Raw genomic sequence first — 19,177 nt, forward strand, 5'->3', positions numbered from 1 at the left:
AAGCAGGTGAGGGTGAATTTAATGTGCCTTAAAATTCCACTTCGAATTATCGCTGTTAAAATCAAATTCGGCCAGGGTCGGTGTGCTGTCACCCGACGATACCAGCGCCAACTTTTTACCTGAGTTGGGAACGACCTTCGGCATGATTCGGTAGGTGCCGTCCGTCAACTGGTCGATTCGCCACAACTGTTCGGGGGCGCCGGTAAAGGCTGGCACCGTGGTTAATTCAGCGTCGGCCGTTGCTGCCAGGGCTCGCTCGGTTCCCGCAATGACGATTTTATAGTAAGGCCCCCCCAGATACCCGCCTGCGTCAGGAGCAGCCTTAATCGTCCATCGTTGATGCGGACGAACCATATAATCACCGATTCGCACCCCAATATTCCCAGTTGGCCACGTTTTTTGTACATCGGCTAATTCCTGCGACGGTACAGGTTTTATGGGCTCATCATTATTGCGAGAGCCGCGAGGGGCAACAGGCATTCTGGTGAAGTCAACAATCAGTTCCAGCGCGTAGCCTCTTCGTTCCGACTCGATCTCGTACGTTCCTTCTTTGAAGTTATCACCCGCAACCGGCCATCCATTTTTCCATAGCAACGGACGGATGCCCAACACACTACGACCGCTTTGGTCTAAATCGGCTTCGTAATGGCAGGACATTTTTTCAACCCCATCCTCAAGCACGTAACGGCCGAAATGCCCGGGGCCCATCAGTCGTTCGCCAGCAGCAAGCACCATTTTCCCACCGCCTTTCAGCATGTCTCTTCCCATATTATCCAGGTACGGACCGGTAATTTTTCGGGAGCGGCCAACCACAATGTTATAGGTTGAGTTGGCGCCGTCGCAGCAGGTTCCGTGGGTGCCAAGGAGATAATACCAGCCATCCCGATACAGTAGATCAGTGGCTTCGCAGTCAATAGCGATATTGATGGCTTTGTTTCCTTCGACCCGTTTCCCGGTTTTGGGGTCAAGCTCGATCAGGCGGATGAACCCGAAATACGTACCATACGACACCCACAAACGACCATCGGTTGGATCAAGAAGTAGTCCTGGGTCAATGGCATCATTATCTTCAACCCCATCGGACGAGGCCACGACAATCGCTTCCGAATATTTAAAATCAGGCGATTTGGGGTCCAGGGTTTTGTTCCACATGGTCAGGATTCGGCCATTGTGTCCGCCCCCCAAACCGCCACCGGTTGCCCCATAGACGACCAGGTAACGATCCCCAATTTTTACTACGTCCGGCGCGGCCCCGCCCCCTGGTCTTTCGGCGCCACCGTTCCAGGTCCAGCCATCTTTGGATATCAACCCACCTCTACCGGTGCCAAACGTGTAAAATTTTCCTTCGCATTCAGTGATGGTTGATGGGTCATGGATAAACGGTTTTCCGACTTGTGCCAATAGGGTGCCGGTTGAGCACAGGGAAAATAGGGCTATGGCGCCCAATAGCTTAGTACTAAAGTTCATGGTAATGTCAATGTCTGAAGAGTCGAACGTTTATGACAGGTTGCTGAATGGGTTTACTCGTAACTAATCGTGAGGTTCTTTACCGGCTTTCCGTTTTCGTCCAGGAAGCGAACACAGAAATCACTCATGCCGGGGCCATTGATAACGGCTCCCCGAATGATATTCTTCCCTTGATTCAGGGTCAACCGAGTCGAAACACAATCATCCATTACCATACGCCGATCGCCAGAAAGGAGGACAGCTTCCTTGCCGTTCAGCCACCACATGGATGCGGAATTTGACCCAACCGCCATTCTGACATTTTTCAGTTCCTGTGGACTGTTGATTACCGTTACTGCCCAGAATAGAACACCATAAACTGGCTTTCGTAGTCCATAGGCAAACCGAAACAGCTTGACATTGTAATTTGTACTTTCCAGGGCGTGCCAGGTCAGTTCCTGATCGCCTACTTTTACTTTATCGCCACCTTTGGGAAGAGTCGTAAATTGATTTGGGAAATAGTCGGTGGTAAAGGCCGTCCGGAGATAGCTGTCCGTAAAAACAGTGTTGGTACGATTCGGCTTATTGATTGGCTCCAACAGTAGCCAGCGTTGAATGAAGCCATCTGCATCCGGCGTCTTTTTGGCTTTTGTAGCCTGCGTGAAATACGGAGCGATACTTCGGGTGGTGTCAGTTTTAGCAGCACTTTTGGTTTGACTCTTTGAGGTAGTGGAACAGCCTTGTAACGCTAGTCCTGCAAATAGGACGACCCCGGCTGCCAACGCCAATTTTTCTCGGTTCATATTCAGAGGTGATTCTTATAAGGTGATTTGTTTAAACTGAATTATTCGTTTGCGTTAAAATGATACCCCTAAAATGTAACTCGGCCAGGGCCGATGTGCTCTCGTCGGAGGCTACCAGCGCCAGCTTTTTCCGGAGTCGAGAGCGGCCTTTGGCATAATCCGATAGGTACCGTCGATTAACTTTTCGATTCGTTATAGCTGTTCGGATGAGCTGCTAAAGGGCGGTACGATTACGACTTCGGCATCGGCCGTTGTCGCTAAGGCCTTATCGGTTCCGGCCAGAACAATTTTATAATAGAAACCGCCTGAATACCCGGCAGAATCAGGCGCAGTAGTTGTCCATGAATATATTATTCCTGACGCTATTTTTCTTCACAGGCTCCAGCACGAGTCAGCGTGAATAATCCCCTTTTCATCCGGTGCTTTTTCCGAAGTAGAAGCTATCGTGGAGTGTCTGGATAAAGTATGTGTCGTATCACCTTTTATAAGTATGGGAGGGAGAGGTATTCGTTATCCTGGACTTGGTCCCTAAGCAAAAGCAGTGACGCCAACTAGTTGTAATCCGGATAAAATGGTGAATTTTATAATCGGCAGTACGTAGTTGTTTTCTGCTCATAACCTATTTCTCCTGTAATGATTTGTACAGCTAAAGAAAGCGTAGATTATGGAAACCTACTATACGTAGCGAGGGAGGTTCATCTGTTAATGTGCAAAATAATAATGTTTGATGCTTAGGCGGGGTTTACCAAATTTTCATGCTTTGGAAAGGGTTTATAGGCGACTTGGGAAATTGAGAAAGGTTGGGAGTCGTGCCAACTTTGTGGTCGCCAAACTACAGAGTCATGACCTCTCAGTGGAAACCACTGACCACTCCGACGGCCCGGCGGCCCTCAATGGGCTGCAATCGCTCCGGCGACCCGGTTTGAGAAAGCATCCCGGCCAGAATCAGATCGAGGTTTTGTGCCCGTTGCTAAACGTTGGGTAGTTGAACCGGTCCGCCAGTGCGGCATTATTTCTTGGACAAATCTCGTTCGCCGGATCGCCAAAGAATACAAGTATAGGCTATTATCTTCGGTAAGTCGGTTGTATTTGGCTAAAATTCGACTGATGCTCCAGCGGCTCTAACCGCATTACGAAATATAATTCCCCAACACGTTCTAAAACGAATCTTGTATTCTTTTTCTGTATGTGTAAGTGACTTTCTGATTAACTAAAGGCTTTATTTGATACGATTTAACCAGTCTTTCACTTCAATGCAAACTGGCAAGGATCTAAATTCTCGAAAACCTTCGTATAATTTCAGCAAATCAAAAATCAGTAACCCGCTAAAACCTAAATAACCCGTTGTTGAAAATCAGCACATCCGTCACCTTCAACAACGAGTTATCATATTTCGTATCTGACGAGCAAAATCAATTACGACCGCTCTTTAATTAAGGAAAGTAGCGAAATCAGCAAGCGGGAGTCTGACTTTTTTCAACGTAGCAAAGTGGTCATTATCCTGATCACGATAGCCGATTGCAAGCGCAACGACCGACTTTAGACCTTTCTCTTGTAAGCCTAGTAGTGCGTCAAATTTGGTCGCGTCAAAACCTTCCATAGGCGTTGAATCGATTTTCAATTCGGCAGCAGCGATCAATGCTGTTCCTAAAGCAATATAGGCTTGTCTACCCGCCCATGCCGAATTTTCCTCATCAGATCTCGACAGAAGTCCTCTTATCAATGCCGCCTTAAAGTCAGCTAATGTCTCTACAGGAATGCCTCGTTCACTTGCGATATGAGCCATGTAGGCACTAATGTGCTCTGCTGTTACTTTATCAAAAGCCGCAAATACCAACAGATGCGACGACTCCGAAATCTGAGCATTGAACGAACCTTCCCCAAGTTCCTTCCGAAGTGCATCGTTTTCTATGACATAGACGCGGTATGGCTGAAGACCAGTAGACGAAGCCGAAAGGTTTGTGGCTTCAAGAATTTTTGCAAGATCTTCTGCCGAGACTTTTTCTTTGCTGAATTTTTTGGTGGCATAACGCCATTCCAGATTTTCTATAACCTTCATTTTTCTGTCATTTGTTTCAGCAAAATTCAGCACTATTAGTTTACTTTTGTCACTAACTGGCAAAAAGTAATAGTGACAAAAAGGTAACCATGTTAAAAATAACACCAACCCCAACGCACGATTGTAAAAGAGCGATCATGAGTATCCATGATGCGATGTATGTGTTAGGAGGTAAATGGAAGATACGTATCATCGCAGGCTTACTATATGGTCCTAAGCGGTATTCGGACCTTCTGCGGGATGTATGCGGGATATCAGGAAAGGTCCTCAGCCGGGAATTGAAGGAGATGGAAATGAACCGGTTGGTCAAAAGGTCGGTCAAGAATGACAAGCCAATCACAGTGATCTATGAGTTGACTGAGTATGGCGATTCGACTAAAGAAATCATTGGCGTACTCGCTGACTGGGGAGAACGGCACCGGGAGATCATTCTGCAAGAGCCGTTGGAAATTTCATACGATGAGGTATCTGTAGTACACTAAAAGCTTGTCTTGGAGATAATGATGCAAGAAAGTTGCAGGCATGCTCGTGATTAAATCGGTGCGATTTCACACAATTTGTGCTGTATCGCATCGATAATCGCATTTTCTTTTTTGTAAGTGTTTGTTTATCAGACACTATTCTACTGGCACAAAATTCGGTATTCCATACCCGACAGACACCCTTTTGACAACTGCTGTTTTTATCGTGCTTCGACTCTTACACGCGCCGGGAAAAACATCTGGTTAAAAGCCGCTGGCGTGTCGAGCTTCCTGGTAGCAAGCAGTGCATTAGCCCTGCTATTTTGGCCGATGCAGGCGCATAGCGACCAAAGTATGCCAACCTTGGAGAGGTGACAATTGGGGATTTTCTTTGTGGCCAGTTTACAGCCTTTGTTTATCAAATAATTGCTTTACAGATAGTTATCGCCACTGGCAACCCATTTTTAGCTTGTGTAAAATGGCATCGACCAATACGTGCATTTCCACTTTACCCTCTTTCCCTTGTTGATCTACACTTAGGTAAGGCAGTATCCATTTTCAACTGTTCCTTTATCCAAGAATTCCATGAAGGGATGAAATTTGAGCTGCGAAACACAAATTTCATCCCTTCATGAAAGTCTTCTATGTTACCCTAAACAGCTTCTAAAGTTAACATGAATTATGGGTCCTTTTTAAGTTAATCGGCTTATGTGCAATATATTGCTGGCGCTGTGGCCCGCCCGGCGTTAGCATTTTATTCATAACTCACGTTAGTTAGCGTTCTGCGTGACCACCTGAGTGTTGTTGTTGCCCACCTGGCTGTACTCATAAACCAGATTAGACGACGAGTTGCCGTTCTGCACCAAGGTCAACCGGTTGTTGTAGCCGTTCTGCAAAGCAACGTCGTTACCAGCCCCCACCCCCTTCACGATATTGTTATTGCCGTTCTGGGCGATGTCAGCAAAGTTGTTGTTGCCCGTCTGTAGGAAATATGTTACGTTGCCCGAACCGTTCTGGGTCAGTAGAATGAAGTTATCATTAGACGACGAGACCGCTCCAGTCTGCCCCTGCTGGAGAAAGGCCACGTTATTGGAACCGGCGATCTGGTTGATAATCGCTTCATTGCCAAAGCTACCCACACCATCGGCGTTGGAGCCGGTGAACTGCAGGATCGTGGCTACGTTGTTGCTACCCGTTGAGCGTTGGTTGATCTCGGCCCGCGCCCGGTTAGAGCTTTGGGCCTGTACGATCAGGGCCTGATGTGCATTACCATTAGCCTGACTCACGGAGGCCTTGTTGAAGAGGCCCGTCTGGAAGATATTCGCATTGTGATTGTCACCCGAAAGCTGGGTAATGCTGGCGGCATTGTCACTAGAAGTAAATCCAAGCAGAACCACAGATGTACCGGTAAGGCTAGTCGCCCCCAGAACATTACCAGCAGCATCGCCGAAATCTGTGCCTACTAAACCTTGGGCAATGTGTGCTCTAAGGCCCGAACCCGTCACCTGATCGATGATTGCCGTGTTGCGACTTGTCTGAAGCACAACGCCCTGCGTATTTACGCCCTGATCAATCAAAGCGACACCAGTAGCACCAGGGTTGGTCGTAAAGCTTCCTTCGTCTGCAATGTTTATATCTCCGTTACCAACTACCCCCGCCCCCTGCGTAATAAACGCTTTATTATCCCGGCCTTTGCTTTGGCCGAACCCAGCAATGCCGGTCGTAAGTGTATTCTGATTGATTGTAGCCGCCGTTCCCTGCCCGTTCTGAGTAATATGAGCTATATCCCCACTCGAAAAAGAGCCACCCTCCAAACTACTGATGTTGTCATTTCCCTGCAATATTTGAGCAGCTGAGTTAGCCGCATTACTCGACTGGATGATGGTGGCCTGATTATATTCACTGGCTCCCAACAAGCCCTGCACGATAAAAGCGGAATTGGGTACCGTATTCCCTGCCCCATTCTGAACAATGGTGGCAGTACTTTGGTAGTCCGTTCCTAGCCCAATACCTTGGATGATAATACCGATATTAGCCGGTGCCGACTGCGTAACGCTCGCCTTACTGCCGATGGACTCGCCTGAGCCCACCCCCTGGAAGATAAGTGCTCCTGTCTGGGTTGCGGTTTGGGTAATCTGGGCTTCTGAACCTTCGGCCCGGCCACTGCCAAATGAAGGATCTGGATAAAATATACTTCCCTGCGAAATTTGAGCCTGCACATCGCTCGCCGTCTGGATGATGCTTGCCGTATTGCCAACTGCTTCTGACACGGCAGGTCCGAAACTAACATCTGTCGCCAGCTCTTTTCCCTGAACAACGATGGCCTGCGCTCCGCTAACGGGCGTACCAGGCACGTTCTGCTCGCTAAAGCCCTGTCTAACGAAGGCCGTGTTGCCAATCGAATTGTTGGACTGCCTGATTCCAGCCTGGTTAGTGTTGCCGTTCTGATAGGCTTCGGCCGTATTTCGGCGACTATTATTGTTCTCTTCAATAAGGGCAATATTACCCGATCCGACCTGTAATATACCGGCGAAGTTACCGTCTTCACCCCGCGAGCCAACCGTGGCTGAGACTGAGACCCCTCCGCCACTCAGCCCATCGGGACCACCGCTCTGGTCGATTCCAGCCTCGTTGCCAGGTCCTCCGCTTTGCGTAATACCGGCCCGGTTTCCCTGAGAACCGTCATTCTGATTGATGAGCAAACTATTGGCACCCGTATTAGCTGGGGTCCCCTGAAAGGTGATGGCGTAGTTGCCGTAGTTGGTGCGGTTGGGGTCATTTGGCGCTTGCACCTGGTTAATGATGCTGGTCTGGTTCTGGCCAAATTGATTGTGCTGGGCAAACTGTTGCTGCCCCTGTTGATTGATAACCTGGGCATAGGCAGAAATTGCCAGTGCGATCAAAGCAGCACCAGTAAAGATTAGTTTTTTCACGGACGGATGATTAATGGTGTATCAAAAAGTCAACGTGGCCAAACGTAGCGCACCAGTGACACAGCCGAAAATTTATTCAACCGAACCGGGGTAAAACTCAACAGAAGCCGAGGAAATTCTACTGGAAGCGCGGTTAACACTACTTCAGTTTATCTGGTGGCGACGAAGCGACTAATCACGTGAGTGCCTTTGCAGTCTCAATTTTGTGGCCGGTGGTTTTAAAAACAGAGGCTCAACCGTTTACTTTACCAACGATTAAAATTGTAATGAAATGATTCTTAAACGTGCCTTACTCCTGCTTAGCTTCCTATTTATAATCGGCCGTGTACAGGCGGCCAAAGTGGATACCGTTGATACGTATAGTGCGTCGATGAAAAAAACCATCAAAGCGGTAGTCATTACGCCCGATTCATATACCAATGGCAGCGAGTTTCCGGTGGTGTACCTGTTGCATGGTTACAGCGGCAACTATGCTGACTGGGCAAAAAAAGCCCCCGCTTTGAACAAGACCGTTGATGCCAACAACGTCATTGTGGTTTGCCCCGATGGAAACTTTGGCAGCTGGTACTACGACAGTCCCGCCGATCCGTCGTTCCGGTATGAAACCTACGTAGCCAATGAGCTGGTATCGTGGGTGGATAGCCACTACAAGACCATCAAAAGTCGGCAGGGCCGTGCCATCACGGGCTTGAGCATGGGCGGACATGGGGCCTTATACCTAGCCTTTCGGCATCAGGACGTATTTGGCGCAGCGGGCAGCATGAGTGGCGGGGTTGATATTCGGCCGTTTCCCAACAACTGGGACATCGCCAAACGCTTAGGCACCTACGCGCAGAATCCTGACCGCTGGGAGCAGAACACGGTCATCAATCTGCTTCACCTGCTGACGCCGGGTTCGTTAGCATTGCTAGTCGACTGCGGCACTGAGGATTTTTTCTTTCGAGTCAATAACAACCTACACGACAAGCTGCTGGAACGTAACATCGCCCACGACTACATTACCCGTCCGGGTGGCCACAACTGGGCGTACTGGAACAATGCCATTACGTACCAATTGCTCTTTATGCGGCAGTTTTTCAATAAGCCGAAACAAGGTTAATCGACGTATCGTATCAACCTCCAATCGTGATGAGAACGGTAAGTCTCCTTGTTTTCGTTCTGCTTTGTGCGAGTGTCTGGGTGCAGGCCAACCCGTTTCCTAAACGAACCAAACGGGTCCTTTTCCTGGGCAACAGCATTACTTATGCCGGTACGTATGTGTCGGCTATCGAGGCTTATCTGATTACTCACTATCCGAAGCAGTCGTACGAATTTATCAACGTCGGCCTGCCCAGCGAGACAGTTTCGGGTTTGAGCGAACCCAATCACGCCGATGGTCGATTCCCCCGGCCCGATCTGCACGAACGGCTCAGCCGGGTACTGGCGCAGACAAATCCGGACGTAGTGTTTGCCTGCTACGGCATGAACGATGGCATTTATATGCCGCTGGATGAAGAGCGCTTCAACGCCTACCAGAATGGAATGAAATGGCTGCACGCCGAACTGGAGAAAACCAACGCGAAGCAGATCGTTTTCCTGACGCCACCCGTGCACGACGATCCGAAGCTGGGCACACAGGGCTACAACCGGACGTTAGATGCTTATGCGCACTGGTTGCTAGCTCAGCGAGACACGCTTAAATGGGAAGTGGCAGATATTCATTTCCCTATGACCCGCTTTCTGGACGATAAACGCAAAACCGACCCAACGTTTAAGCTAGCTAAGGACGGTGTGCATCCGGGAGAACAAGGCCATTGGCTAATGGCCAAACCTGTTCTACTGTACCTCGGCGAAAAGGTCGACACAGCCGAGTCGATTCAGGAAGCATTAGCCGACAAACCACATGGCAACGAGATTCTGAACCTGGTCAACCAGCGGCAGAACGTAATGAAAAACGCCTGGCTTACCGCTACCGGACACAAACGCCCCGAAATGGCTACCGGCGTACCGATGACCGAAGCGCGACGTATTTATAACACCATTGACCAACAGATACAGGCCGTATTAAAAAAATAGCGGTCTCGATGTTTTTAGTTCGTGGAGAAGCTGTACACCGCGCATTTATATTATCAAATTCATAGACACGCACAGCCCCGCTACGACGGCCCGTCAGCTTTTAACGTAATAAATACCAAGCTGTCCGGCATTGAAACTATATCGCAATAGCAAATAAGATGTCCCATTCACTCTTTCAATAGAGTGAATGGGACAAGAAGCTACGTGTCTGCTTACTCAGCAATCGTCACCGTTTGACCAGATCGACCTGAAGCAGTAAACGCTTTAAATTTAAGGGTACCATTCGCAGCAATAGGTTTGCTGTACACCGCGCTTTTCACCGTCGGCTCCGTTCCATCGGTCGTGTACCGAATGGTCATGCCGGGAAACTGCACATTGGCCGCTACGTTTCCGCCCATAACTTTTACGCCTGGTGCGGGTATACGGTACTGGAATCCGCCTGCAGAGACAGCTAAGCGGGGCAACTCGCGCTTGCCGACGGTATTGATAAATGTTGACCACGCCTGGTTGTAGAGCTGACCACTCTTAGCCTCGTTTTTCTCGGTTGCCCAGGCAGGGTCTTTCGCCCACGCCCGTTCCGCCACGGCTAACAGTTTGGGCAGCAACTTGTACTCGAACTGCTCCGGTGTTCGGTTCGTTTCCGCCCAGAGGGGAGACTCAATACCCACCAGATTCGCCTTGCCTTTTTCCGTTATAGCTTCCCGGCTTTTAATCATCGACGGACTAATCCGTTTGCCAGTAGCATCATCTTTCAGGTTTCGCAGGTAATCGTAGGGAATGAAGTAAAATGGCTTGTCGATATCTACGTACCCACCCCAGTACTGACCGGGCTCCTGCGAGGACTGCGTATAAGCCAGATCTAAGTACAGATGCGTAACGCCTGTAAGAATCACTTTATAACCCGCGTTGGCCATGCGATAAGCCAAGTCTTCGGCACCCGAGCCTGGACTGTTTTTCCAGACATTGACCCGGAAGTTTTTTGACGCAAACGCTTCGTTCGGCACCCAGACGACCCTGCCATTCTGAGTGACCTTCTTCAGACCAATCTCTTCCCAGCCCGACAAAAACAACCCACGGGATTTGAGCAACTGGTCTATCTTACCAAAATAATAATACCACAGATCATCGGTGTTCTTAACCGCAGAATTCCCGGCGATCAGCTTCTGTACAGACGGCGACTTTGCCCAAACGCCTTCCGGCACTTCATCGCCCCCAAAGTGAATCGTTTTCAGCGGTGCACCGGCTTCTTTGTACATGTTCCGCAAATCATCGACCACGCGCTCCATGAATGTATAGGTCGACGGCAGCGATACGTCAATTACATTGTCGTTCCAGCCTTGCACTGATCGATAAATCGACTTATCGTTCAGATCACGCAGCAGATAGCGTTCGGCATCGGTCTTGTTTCCCGCTTTCGAAAGTCGGTTGTAGCGGACATCCATCGCTTTGATGGCCGCCCGAGCATGTCCCGGCGATTCAATCTCCGGAATCACCTCAATATGCCGGTCCAGTGCGTACTTTAGAATTTCGACGAAATCGGCCTTGCTGAAGAAACCGGTACCCGCGCGGTTATCCGTAGTAGGCCCCGATCCGTAGGACGGAACGATGCTTTCCTGCTCATCGACGGTGTGCGCCCGCTTTGACCCTACAGTGGTTAACTCGGGCAAGGAAGGCATTTCGACCCGCCAGCCTTCATCGTCACTAAAGTGAAAATGGAAGGTGTTCAGCTTATACAACGCCATTACGTCCAGCACCTTGAGAATTTCTGACTTCGGCTGGAAATTCCGGGCGACATCGACCATAAGTGCCCGATAGGCAAACCGGGGCGCATCTTTCACCACAACGCCGGGCAAGCTGATCGGTCCCGCTTTTCCGGAGAGAGCCGTTGCCGGAAGCATCGTATACAATGACTGAACTCCGTAGAAAATACCCGCGCGGGTAGAGGCCGATACGTTTATTCCACTCTGGCTCACACTGAGTTCATAGCCTTCTGGCGCGATTGCCGGATTTTTACGAAGGGTAATCGTTTTTCCGGAGCCCTGGGTCTGAATGGTGGGCTCCTTTCCTAATGCAGTCGACAGGTTACGGGCCAGGAATTGAGCTTCTGGGGTAAACGCCTGCTCCGCTACAATAATGACCTGATCATCCAGCACAAAGGGAGCGCCCTGCGCCTGATACGTAGCAGGGGTTGGAAATACGGGGGGCAACTGGTTATCCGGAATAGACTTTATGGCCGCATTTTCGTCGTAAGTCCGTTCGGCCAAACTCCGATCCGACTTCTCAAATATTTTGCCGGACTCGATGGTCACCGCTACCGGAAACGCCTGCTTCGGGTCCTTATCCAGCACCAGATAAAAGCCAGCCGGAAAATCAGTTTTGTTCCGAAGCCGCCCCCCTAACACCTCAATCGTTGTTGATTTGCCGGGCGACAAAGCCGCAAACTTAGGGCCGGGGCTGATGTAATGGAGATCACCGTTGAAATGGGTTACGCGGGCTACCGTTGAATCGAAGCTGGCTGGATTCCCCCCGTTGAAAAAGAGCTTCCAGCCCGTAGCGGGCAGGTCTTCATCACCCGTGTTGGTCAGGGTTAGCACCGAGCGCGAACGGCCTTGATTCTGATAATTATTATCGGTAAGCTCCAGCGCTATTTTCAGTGGTTTCGACTCGGCCTCAGCGACCGACGACTCTGACGTTGTGGTTTCATTCTTAGAAGTCTGGGAGCAGCTAACAAAGAAAGACAAGCAAAACGCGAAGACAGCAAGGTAACAGGTTTTCATAATGGGTAAAGGGAGAAGAACGCTAGATATAACGTAACCGGAGCACAATCAGCACGTTTCAGATAGCGGTCATTGCGCAACAAACTAAATTGAAATCAGGCAGGCGATCAAACTTGCCACAAAAAAAGCCTCACGGTTGAGAACCATGAGGCTTTCGCCAAATCAATTAATCTATAAACGGGTGTTGCTACGTTTTATTGTGCACCCTGAATCAATTCGGAGCTAATTTTTCACTTTTTTTCACTCCTCTCTTTTCATTAGCTCAGTGGACCTTTTCTGAGTTCTCTTTCGTTTCGCTGCAGTCAATGGCTTTTATGAACTTAACAGAGGACGTATTACGTAGAAAAGCGTTGGAGCGAAACCTATAGGTGTTTGAACTGTACGGATAACCTCCTCATCTCATCGTACCAGTCTGCGATTATGACTAATGGCAGACTGGTACTTAAGGTGTCACTGATAGACTAGTTCGTTTTTATGAACCGTACATTGAAGCGGTATTCAGGATCGTCGCTGTTCTTGTAGAACGTAATGTTGTGGGCTTTACCGTTGGCACTCTCTAAAATACTGAAGGTATGGCCATCAACCGTCCAGAACTCGCTGATGTCGCCATCGATCGGATCGGCCCCTCTGAACATGTAACCCGCCGGATAAGCATTGAAACCCGATGCGTTTGTACCGGGTACTGTCCGCCAGTTGGTTTTTGACACCAGTTTCTTACTGGCTTCCTGAGCCGTAGCCCGATCGCCCGAAAAGATTAATCCCTGACTTTCGGCAAGCCGTTTGTAATCCTGTACGGTTGGTAGCCGCCATCCGCTGGGCAACGTAATCGCTTTTACTTCTTCGTAGGTATAATAACGCCCATATTCGGGTTTCTCGTTCGTAGCTCTGTAGGCTACACCACCCGTACCCTCGTAATTCGTTGCCGTCCAAATCTGATTACCGACCGTAACGGTAGCATACTCTTTACCGTTGATGAGGATCGTACCAATTTGTGGCATTGGCTCGGGCTGGTTCTGCTCATCCTTCTTACAGGACGTAACGGCTCCCATCAGTACCAGTGAAAAAAGAAGAGCCAAAAATGATGCGGTTTGTTTCGTAAACATAAACGTCGTGTTAAGTGGAATCCCTTAACCGCTCCCCTCGCGTGGTACCTCAAGGCAGCGCGGTTACGCCTTCTCGATAGAAGACACCGCAAACCAAATCAGTAACGACCTTCTACGGAAAGACAAGCTTACCCAACTGGTAAAAAAGCCGTTTGAGTTGTCAACAGAGCAAGCCCATAACCAGCCGGGAAGCGATCTGCTCAAAACATATAGCAATTGTTTGCTGTTGAAAATAGATACCCGTTCAACCTTAGACCGCTATTAAACAGAGCCTTATGCGTATCCTTCTACTCAACTACTTCTCGTACAGATGGATATTTCAAAGTTCTTCAATCTGCTGACGCCATTGATCGGTCTGGCGGTTATGGGCGCTATTATGATCGGATACGGGTTCGTTAACCCCAAGCAAGACAATAACATCCTGCAATTTATGTTTGGTATCCCCATCATGGCTGGTGCGCTCGGCCTTCATTGGGTAGTCAGGCGAATGACCCACAACAATACACTATCGGTTTGGATCATCGAATCCATTCTGGTCGGCTTTATGGTGTATGTCTTTTTGCGGTCCTGATTGCGTATTCCGCGACGCGATCTATAAACACGTTTTTGATATGACTAAGTTAGTTTCTGTTATAGGCTTACTGCTACTGGCCATGGTGTTTATTGGCTTCCAGCGAACCGACGGGTGGATGGGAAAATGGACCGGGGAGCACAAAGAAGGGGTAACCTATACCATTCGGGTAAAAGACAAGTACAGGGGCATGAATGTATGCGAAGTTCATGCAGAGGGAATCCAGACGTTCTATACCCTGGAGTGTGTAGCTACCGGTACACCGACAACCTTAGATGTGTATTACCGCTCCGCTACTGATGGCGCTTTCTACGCCAAAGACCGAGTCGATATTAACAAACCGCTTTTCAGCTTAAAGCGTGACAAAGGCAAAGTCGTTTGGCAGTGGAAACAGATATTTAGCGGAGGCATTGTTGTGCATAAAGCGAAGTAGCTATACGTTTCCCCTCACCCCTAGCCCAAAAGGGTGAGGGGGATTGAACGACCAGTTTTTTATCTCCCCTCTCCCGTTGGGGAGAGGGGTCGGGGGTGAGGGTACAACTCGATCGTCGAATCGATTTCGTTGACAAAGTATTGATCGTGCGAAATGACGAGGACCGTGCCGTTGAAGCTTTTTATCGCTTTGGTGAGTATCTGCTGACTCAGCACATCCAGGTTGTTGGTGGGTTCGTCGAGGATGAGTACGTCGGGGGCGGCCGTGCTGACAGCCAGACAGCAAAGCAGAAGCTTCATTTTTTCGCCACCACTAAGCCCTGCACAGAGCCGGTCCCAGCTTTCGCGAGAAAACTGGTGCTGCACCAACAGCGTTTTCAACTCATGCTCCGGCAATAGACGCGAGTTAAACGCTTCGACCTGCTCAAGCACGGAACGCTGGTTGTTGATCAACGAATACTCCTGATCGATATACACCGGCTGAAAATCCGCCCGGAAAAGCCCTCCTTCCGACGGCTGCAACGCGCCGATTATTAACTTTAACAGTGTCGTCTTGCCGGACCCATTGTTCCCGGCGATTCGGATTCGGTCGCCCGAGCGAATCTGGAAGCTTAGTGAGGCAAGCCAGAGGGCATGCACACCGTATGCGAAATTGATCGCCTTAGCCTCGACCAGCACTTTTCCCTTGTGTAAATCAGACTTCCGAAATTCGAGCGCCAGCACGAGGTGCTCCTGAATCTGCGACCGGATCTGCTGAAGATGGTCGGCTATATCATTAATTTTATCGGTTTGCACGTCCTTCAGTTTAGCGGTACTCTGCTCGGCTTTGCGCTGAAGTCCACCGGCAACAATGCGCGGCAGTCCTTGTTTCAGGCCATGCGCCTTACCGCGTATCTCCTGTTTCTGTCGCTGCTCAGCTACGTCCCTGGCTTTTTGCCGGGCCTGTTTGAGGGTTTTCGCCTGCTCGTCCAGTTGATCGTGCAAGGCCGCCAGTTTACCTTCTTTCTGCGCCTGGTAGAAATCATAGTTTCCGCCGTATACCTCAATGCCGCTTTTGCTCAGTTCCAATGTCATGTCCAGCTGGTTCAGCAGGGCTCGGTCGTGACTGACCACCAGCATGGTTTCTTTACGCTGTGTAATGAACGTATACAGTAAATCACGACTTGCCGAATCCAGATGGTTAGACGGTTCATCCAGCAGGACAATAGCCGGCTCGTGAATGGCTATCCCGGCCAGAAACACCTTTGTTTTCTCTCCCCCACTCAACGAGTCCATACGCTGGGCGAGATCGATGTGCTTTAGATGCCAATAGAAAAAGGCGGTTTGTACCCGCTCCTCAATGTCCCAATCGTCGTTGAGATTGGTGAAATACTCCGGAGACGCATCTCCGCCGAGAATGGCATGCAATGCGTTCAGCTTTTCCTGTACACCTAATGCCTGCGCGACAGTGTAGGTATCGTACTGTCCCAGGTGCTGCGGTACGTAGTATACGGTGCCTGACAGACTGATTTCTCCTTCGGCGGGTTGCAGACGCCCGGCTAACAGTTGCAATACGGTTGATTTCCCGGAGCCGTTATTCCCGACCAAGGCAGCCTTGGTACCCGTTGGTATAATCAGGTCGATATGCTGAAACAGTACTTCGCGATCGGGATGGATATAGGCGAGTGACTTAGCGACAATACTCATGATTGTACTACTAGAAAGAGGATGAAAAATGAAGAAGAGAGACGCAGATAGCAATAAGCCCACAAGGCGCGGCCCGCATCGAGTAGCCCTGACAGAAATGGCGATCTGGTGTATGGAGCAAGCTGATTGCTCGCTGGAGAGATGAAATGGCTTACATGATGATTAAGTAGCAGTCACGACACGCCTATGCGTATACGTGATGAGCTGACAAGAAAGATTGCCAAACCGTTCTATGAAGTCGGAACGGGCGATGGTTGGTACCCATCCTGCTTACTTAAATCTCACATGGAAAAGAAGAATTCTCGTTGACGCCACAAAGATAAAGCGTAACCGCTTTAGGATGCAAGCAGGACGCTGTTACGTAACAACAGCTCCCTATCAGCATAACAACCGTTGATAACTACTTACATACCCCAGACGGCGTACACAATCCAAAGAATATAAACCGGCTGAAACAGCAATCGCGACCAGATGTACCACGGTTTGGCCGGTAAGCCACCCGGTGGCGGTAAGTTATGAACAGCCACGTTGATGTTGGCCGGAAAAATGGCAATCAGCAACAGGATAAGGCCCCAAGCGGCTAGCGTACGCGTTTGGGCAAACAACAAACCGATACCTAGACCAATTTCGGCCACGCCCGACAGCAACACCATCATGTGCGCACTAGGCATGAACTTTGGCACCATGTACATCATTTGTTCGAGTTTGCGCAAATGGCTTATCCCGATCATGACAAACATAACCATAGCTGCCAACAGCATATCATTCCGAACAGACAATAGATAATTGAACTGTGTGACCCAGCCAACGCCATACAGCAGCGCTGCAATCAATACCAAACCCGCGAAAAACGCCATAGCCGCTGAAGTTGTTGTCAATTAGATTTAAAAACCTAAAACAGTGTCGATGTATCAAAGTCTTGTAACATCACGGCTAAATTCGCCAGCTAATTGGTTCTTTGGGTGTGTTTATTAACGGTACGCTATGTCATTCAATGTATTTATTCTTAACTCTAACTTTCCCTCAACCGCCTATTCTTAGCTCAGCTTCAAACAGGCGGTTCAACAATCGACGAGCTTTAACAGCTTCATAGCTGAAGCCGCCCGTAAACATCAAATACAGAAGAACAACCAGAAGAGTAGGGACTTTGAGTGATTGATCAAAATGGCCAATCATCATAAATCGATATACAATTGAAGCTAAAACGGGCAGTGCGCCCAAACCCAATACAATGCCAAGCATTAGTACGATCGGACTTAGCAGCATTACGATACGAACCTGCAAGCCTGTTTCTGCAGGAAGGAAACGACCGTAGATAGTGGGTACAAATGAATTCCTATACTGAATGATGCGCTCAACACGGAATTCATTTCCCGAAACGGTCCCCATGAATACTTGTGGCTTATCCCATACATAACTAAGGCGTAGTTGGAACGGAGTAACGGCCTTGTCCAATCGGTTAATTGCCTCCTGAAGACTTATCGATGAATGGATAGTAAATCTCCAGTAAGGAAAAAGCGGTATCATAGTTGTGCATAAAGGTCGTATAGGTAATAGTGAAGTCGCTTTCCGAAACACAAACCTCTATCCCATCTGCTTGATAAGCTCTCTTTTGAAAAGCCTACTATACGCAAACTGGCTATGAACCTGACTGAGCGCATAAACATAATGCCCGACTTTTCTTATCGCTTCTTAGACCCCTTTGCCTGCTCAAACGATAAATTACTCGTGAAGAACGGGAGCATTTTCTGTTCGATGCGTTCACCAATGCGGTTGATGTGATCACCTTCGTATTCTTCGTAGGTGTGCGGAATCTTGTACTCGTTCAGCATGCTATCTAATATTTTGTTGTTGGCCGCAATGCTCACGTCTTTGTTACCCGCGTCGAAGGCTAAGGCATGCAGTTGTTTAATATTGCCGATGTATTGATCAAGAGTTGCCAGCGGGGCGTTGGCCGTCCATTTCGCGATCACCATTTGCTGGGGTTGGCCGTCCTTTGTGGGCAGGTCGACGTAAAAGGGCCCGTTATTTGGATTTGGTGACCATGATGCCGACGACGCAAACATGGCTTTCGTAAAGAAATCGGCTTTCTCTAAGTCGGCCTGCGTCTTAATACCTTCCATCTTGGCGGCCATATCGGCGTTACTCGTCCCGTTCGAAGCCGGTATCATGCAACAGGGGCTCAGCAGATACAGGCTCGAAAAGATTTCGGGGTGTTTTTGCCCAATGCGGATTGTGCCATAGCCTCCCATCGAGTGCCCTGCCAATCCACGGCTGGCGGCTTGTGGAATCGTGCGGTAGTTTTTGTCGATAAAGGCGACTAATTCATTGGCCACGTAGTCTTCCCAGTTGCCAATCGTGACCGAGTTCGAATACATACTGCCGAAAAACCGGTTGTAGGCATTGGGCGTCACGATGATAAACTCTTTTGATTTACCCTCAGCCAGCGCTTTGTCGACCACGGCGGGCAGGTTAATCCAATGCTTAGTTAAGCCGTACCATTTATCGTCACTGTCGGTAAACCCATGCAGGAAGTAGATGACAGGGTACCGGCGGTTCTTATCGGTTCCATAGCTCGGCGGCAGATAGATTGATACGTTCCGATCGGGCGAATCGCCCGCCAGATTTCCTTCCAGGCCCTTACCGTGCACTTTTATCCGTTCAACCTTTCCGGTCTTACCCTGACTATAAGCTGGAGTGGTGGCTATCAGTCCTACTGCACTCAGCAGAAACAGCGAATAAACGGTACGGGCAAGCTGCCGCACCCGACGATACGTAGTACTATGATTCATGGAGGTAGAAGAAAACTTATACCCATTTTTACTACTCATTGCTTTAGCTTATCCGACAC

15 protein-coding genes are annotated in these 19,177 nt (G+C 49.2%); 5 read left to right on the plus strand and 10 right to left on the minus strand.

All coding sequences use genetic code 11. The features are described 5' to 3' along the window. Positions 1-18: 18 nt before the first annotated feature. The 3 genes from ACYVIY_RS11910 to ACYVIY_RS11920 form a co-directional block, all read right to left on the minus strand. On the minus strand, positions 19-1,467 hold the full coding sequence (locus ACYVIY_RS11910) for a family 43 glycosylhydrolase (RefSeq protein WP_460976576.1): 1,449 nt from the start codon (positions 1,465-1,467) through the stop codon (positions 19-21). 53 nt (positions 1,468-1,520) lie between these two features. After that, positions 1,521-2,249 (minus strand): acetylxylan esterase, encoded by a 729-nt coding sequence (locus ACYVIY_RS11915; RefSeq protein WP_460976577.1) that lies wholly within the window; start codon positions 2,247-2,249, stop codon positions 1,521-1,523. A 1,429-nt stretch (positions 2,250-3,678) separates the two neighbouring features. Next, a complete protein-coding gene (locus ACYVIY_RS11920) occupies positions 3,679-4,308 on the minus strand; it encodes a nitroreductase family protein (RefSeq protein ID WP_460976578.1) in 630 nt (209 codons plus the stop codon). Positions 4,309-4,445: 137 nt separating this feature from the next. Here ACYVIY_RS11920 and ACYVIY_RS11925 point away from each other — a divergent pair, with 137 nt between their 5' ends. Then, entirely contained in the window at positions 4,446-4,790 is a 345-nt protein-coding gene (locus tag ACYVIY_RS11925; protein WP_460976579.1) for a winged helix-turn-helix transcriptional regulator, read from the plus strand. 749 nt (positions 4,791-5,539) lie between these two features. Here ACYVIY_RS11925 and ACYVIY_RS11930 read toward each other — a convergent pair. Further along, positions 5,540-7,702 (minus strand): beta strand repeat-containing protein, encoded by a 2,163-nt coding sequence (locus ACYVIY_RS11930; RefSeq protein WP_460976580.1) that lies wholly within the window; start codon positions 7,700-7,702, stop codon positions 5,540-5,542. A 271-nt stretch (positions 7,703-7,973) separates the two neighbouring features. On the opposite strand from ACYVIY_RS11930, the gene ACYVIY_RS11935 reads away from it, so the two are divergent. Together ACYVIY_RS11935 and ACYVIY_RS11940 are read left to right on the plus strand one after the other, a co-directional pair. Beyond that, a complete protein-coding gene (locus tag ACYVIY_RS11935; protein WP_460976581.1) occupies positions 7,974-8,801 on the plus strand; it encodes an alpha/beta hydrolase in 828 nt (275 codons plus the stop codon). Positions 8,802-8,830: 29 nt separating this feature from the next. Continuing rightward, positions 8,831-9,757, plus strand: coding sequence for an SGNH/GDSL hydrolase family protein (locus ACYVIY_RS11940; RefSeq protein ID WP_460976582.1), 927 nt, complete (start codon positions 8,831-8,833; stop codon positions 9,755-9,757). 212 nt (positions 9,758-9,969) lie between these two features. Here the strand turns inward: ACYVIY_RS11940 and ACYVIY_RS11945 are convergent, their stop codons facing one another. Together ACYVIY_RS11945 and ACYVIY_RS11950 are read right to left on the minus strand one after the other, a co-directional pair. Further along, complete coding sequence (locus ACYVIY_RS11945) at positions 9,970-12,534, minus strand: family 20 glycosylhydrolase (RefSeq protein ID WP_460976583.1); 2,565 nt, start codon at positions 12,532-12,534, stop codon at positions 9,970-9,972. 461 nt (positions 12,535-12,995) lie between these two features. Beyond that, positions 12,996-13,637 (minus strand): FISUMP domain-containing protein, encoded by a 642-nt coding sequence (locus ACYVIY_RS11950; protein WP_460976584.1) that lies wholly within the window; start codon positions 13,635-13,637, stop codon positions 12,996-12,998. A gap of 310 nt (positions 13,638-13,947) precedes the next feature. Between ACYVIY_RS11950 and ACYVIY_RS11955 the strand changes: the two genes are divergently transcribed. After that, positions 13,948-14,208: a hypothetical protein gene (locus ACYVIY_RS11955; protein WP_460976585.1), complete on the plus strand. Its 261-nt coding sequence runs from the start codon at positions 13,948-13,950 to the stop codon at positions 14,206-14,208. 40 nt (positions 14,209-14,248) lie between these two features. Next, entirely contained in the window at positions 14,249-14,641 is a 393-nt protein-coding gene (locus ACYVIY_RS11960; RefSeq protein WP_460976586.1) for a DUF5991 domain-containing protein, read from the plus strand. A 59-nt stretch (positions 14,642-14,700) separates the two neighbouring features. Here ACYVIY_RS11960 and ACYVIY_RS11965 read toward each other — a convergent pair whose 3' ends face one another. The 4 genes from ACYVIY_RS11965 to ACYVIY_RS11980 form a co-directional block, all read right to left on the minus strand. Beyond that, positions 14,701-16,326 (minus strand): ABC-F family ATP-binding cassette domain-containing protein, encoded by a 1,626-nt coding sequence (locus ACYVIY_RS11965; protein WP_460976587.1) that lies wholly within the window; start codon positions 16,324-16,326, stop codon positions 14,701-14,703. Positions 16,327-16,730: 404 nt separating this feature from the next. Next, positions 16,731-17,183 (minus strand): DoxX family protein, encoded by a 453-nt coding sequence (locus tag ACYVIY_RS11970; RefSeq protein WP_460976588.1) that lies wholly within the window; start codon positions 17,181-17,183, stop codon positions 16,731-16,733. A gap of 166 nt (positions 17,184-17,349) precedes the next feature. Continuing rightward, positions 17,350-17,853: a hypothetical protein gene (locus tag ACYVIY_RS11975; RefSeq protein WP_460976589.1), complete on the minus strand. Its 504-nt coding sequence runs from the start codon at positions 17,851-17,853 to the stop codon at positions 17,350-17,352. A gap of 155 nt (positions 17,854-18,008) precedes the next feature. Next, a complete protein-coding gene (locus ACYVIY_RS11980; protein WP_460976590.1) occupies positions 18,009-19,118 on the minus strand; it encodes an alpha/beta hydrolase in 1,110 nt (369 codons plus the stop codon). Between the last annotated feature and the right edge of the window lie 59 nt (positions 19,119-19,177).

It is taken from the genome of Spirosoma knui, assembly GCF_054780635.1.

What these genes read in the sequence shown, in the direction of transcription:
- ACYVIY_RS11910 (WP_460976576.1), bottom strand. Translation starts at nt 1,467, where the DNA reads ATGAACTTTAGTACTAAGCTATTGGGCGCCATAGCCCTATTTTCCCTG.
- ACYVIY_RS11915 (WP_460976577.1), bottom strand. Translation starts at nt 2,249, where the DNA reads ATGAACCGAGAAAAATTGGCGTTGGCAGCCGGGGTCGTCCTATTTGCA.
- ACYVIY_RS11920 (WP_460976578.1), bottom strand. Translation starts at nt 4,308, where the DNA reads ATGAAGGTTATAGAAAATCTGGAATGGCGTTATGCCACCAAAAAATTC.
- ACYVIY_RS11925 (WP_460976579.1), top strand. Translation starts at nt 4,446, where the DNA reads ATGAGTATCCATGATGCGATGTATGTGTTAGGAGGTAAATGGAAGATA.
- ACYVIY_RS11935 (WP_460976581.1), top strand. Translation starts at nt 7,974, where the DNA reads ATGATTCTTAAACGTGCCTTACTCCTGCTTAGCTTCCTATTTATAATC.
- ACYVIY_RS11940 (WP_460976582.1), top strand. Translation starts at nt 8,831, where the DNA reads ATGAGAACGGTAAGTCTCCTTGTTTTCGTTCTGCTTTGTGCGAGTGTC.
- ACYVIY_RS11945 (WP_460976583.1), bottom strand. Translation starts at nt 12,534, where the DNA reads ATGAAAACCTGTTACCTTGCTGTCTTCGCGTTTTGCTTGTCTTTCTTT.
- ACYVIY_RS11950 (WP_460976584.1), bottom strand. Translation starts at nt 13,637, where the DNA reads ATGTTTACGAAACAAACCGCATCATTTTTGGCTCTTCTTTTTTCACTG.
- ACYVIY_RS11955 (WP_460976585.1), top strand. Translation starts at nt 13,948, where the DNA reads ATGGATATTTCAAAGTTCTTCAATCTGCTGACGCCATTGATCGGTCTG.
- ACYVIY_RS11960 (WP_460976586.1), top strand. Translation starts at nt 14,249, where the DNA reads ATGACTAAGTTAGTTTCTGTTATAGGCTTACTGCTACTGGCCATGGTG.
- ACYVIY_RS11965 (WP_460976587.1), bottom strand. Translation starts at nt 16,326, where the DNA reads ATGAGTATTGTCGCTAAGTCACTCGCCTATATCCATCCCGATCGCGAA.
- ACYVIY_RS11970 (WP_460976588.1), bottom strand. Translation starts at nt 17,183, where the DNA reads ATGGCGTTTTTCGCGGGTTTGGTATTGATTGCAGCGCTGCTGTATGGC.
- ACYVIY_RS11975 (WP_460976589.1), bottom strand. Translation starts at nt 17,853, where the DNA reads ATGATACCGCTTTTTCCTTACTGGAGATTTACTATCCATTCATCGATA.
- ACYVIY_RS11980 (WP_460976590.1), bottom strand. Translation starts at nt 19,118, where the DNA reads ATGAATCATAGTACTACGTATCGTCGGGTGCGGCAGCTTGCCCGTACC.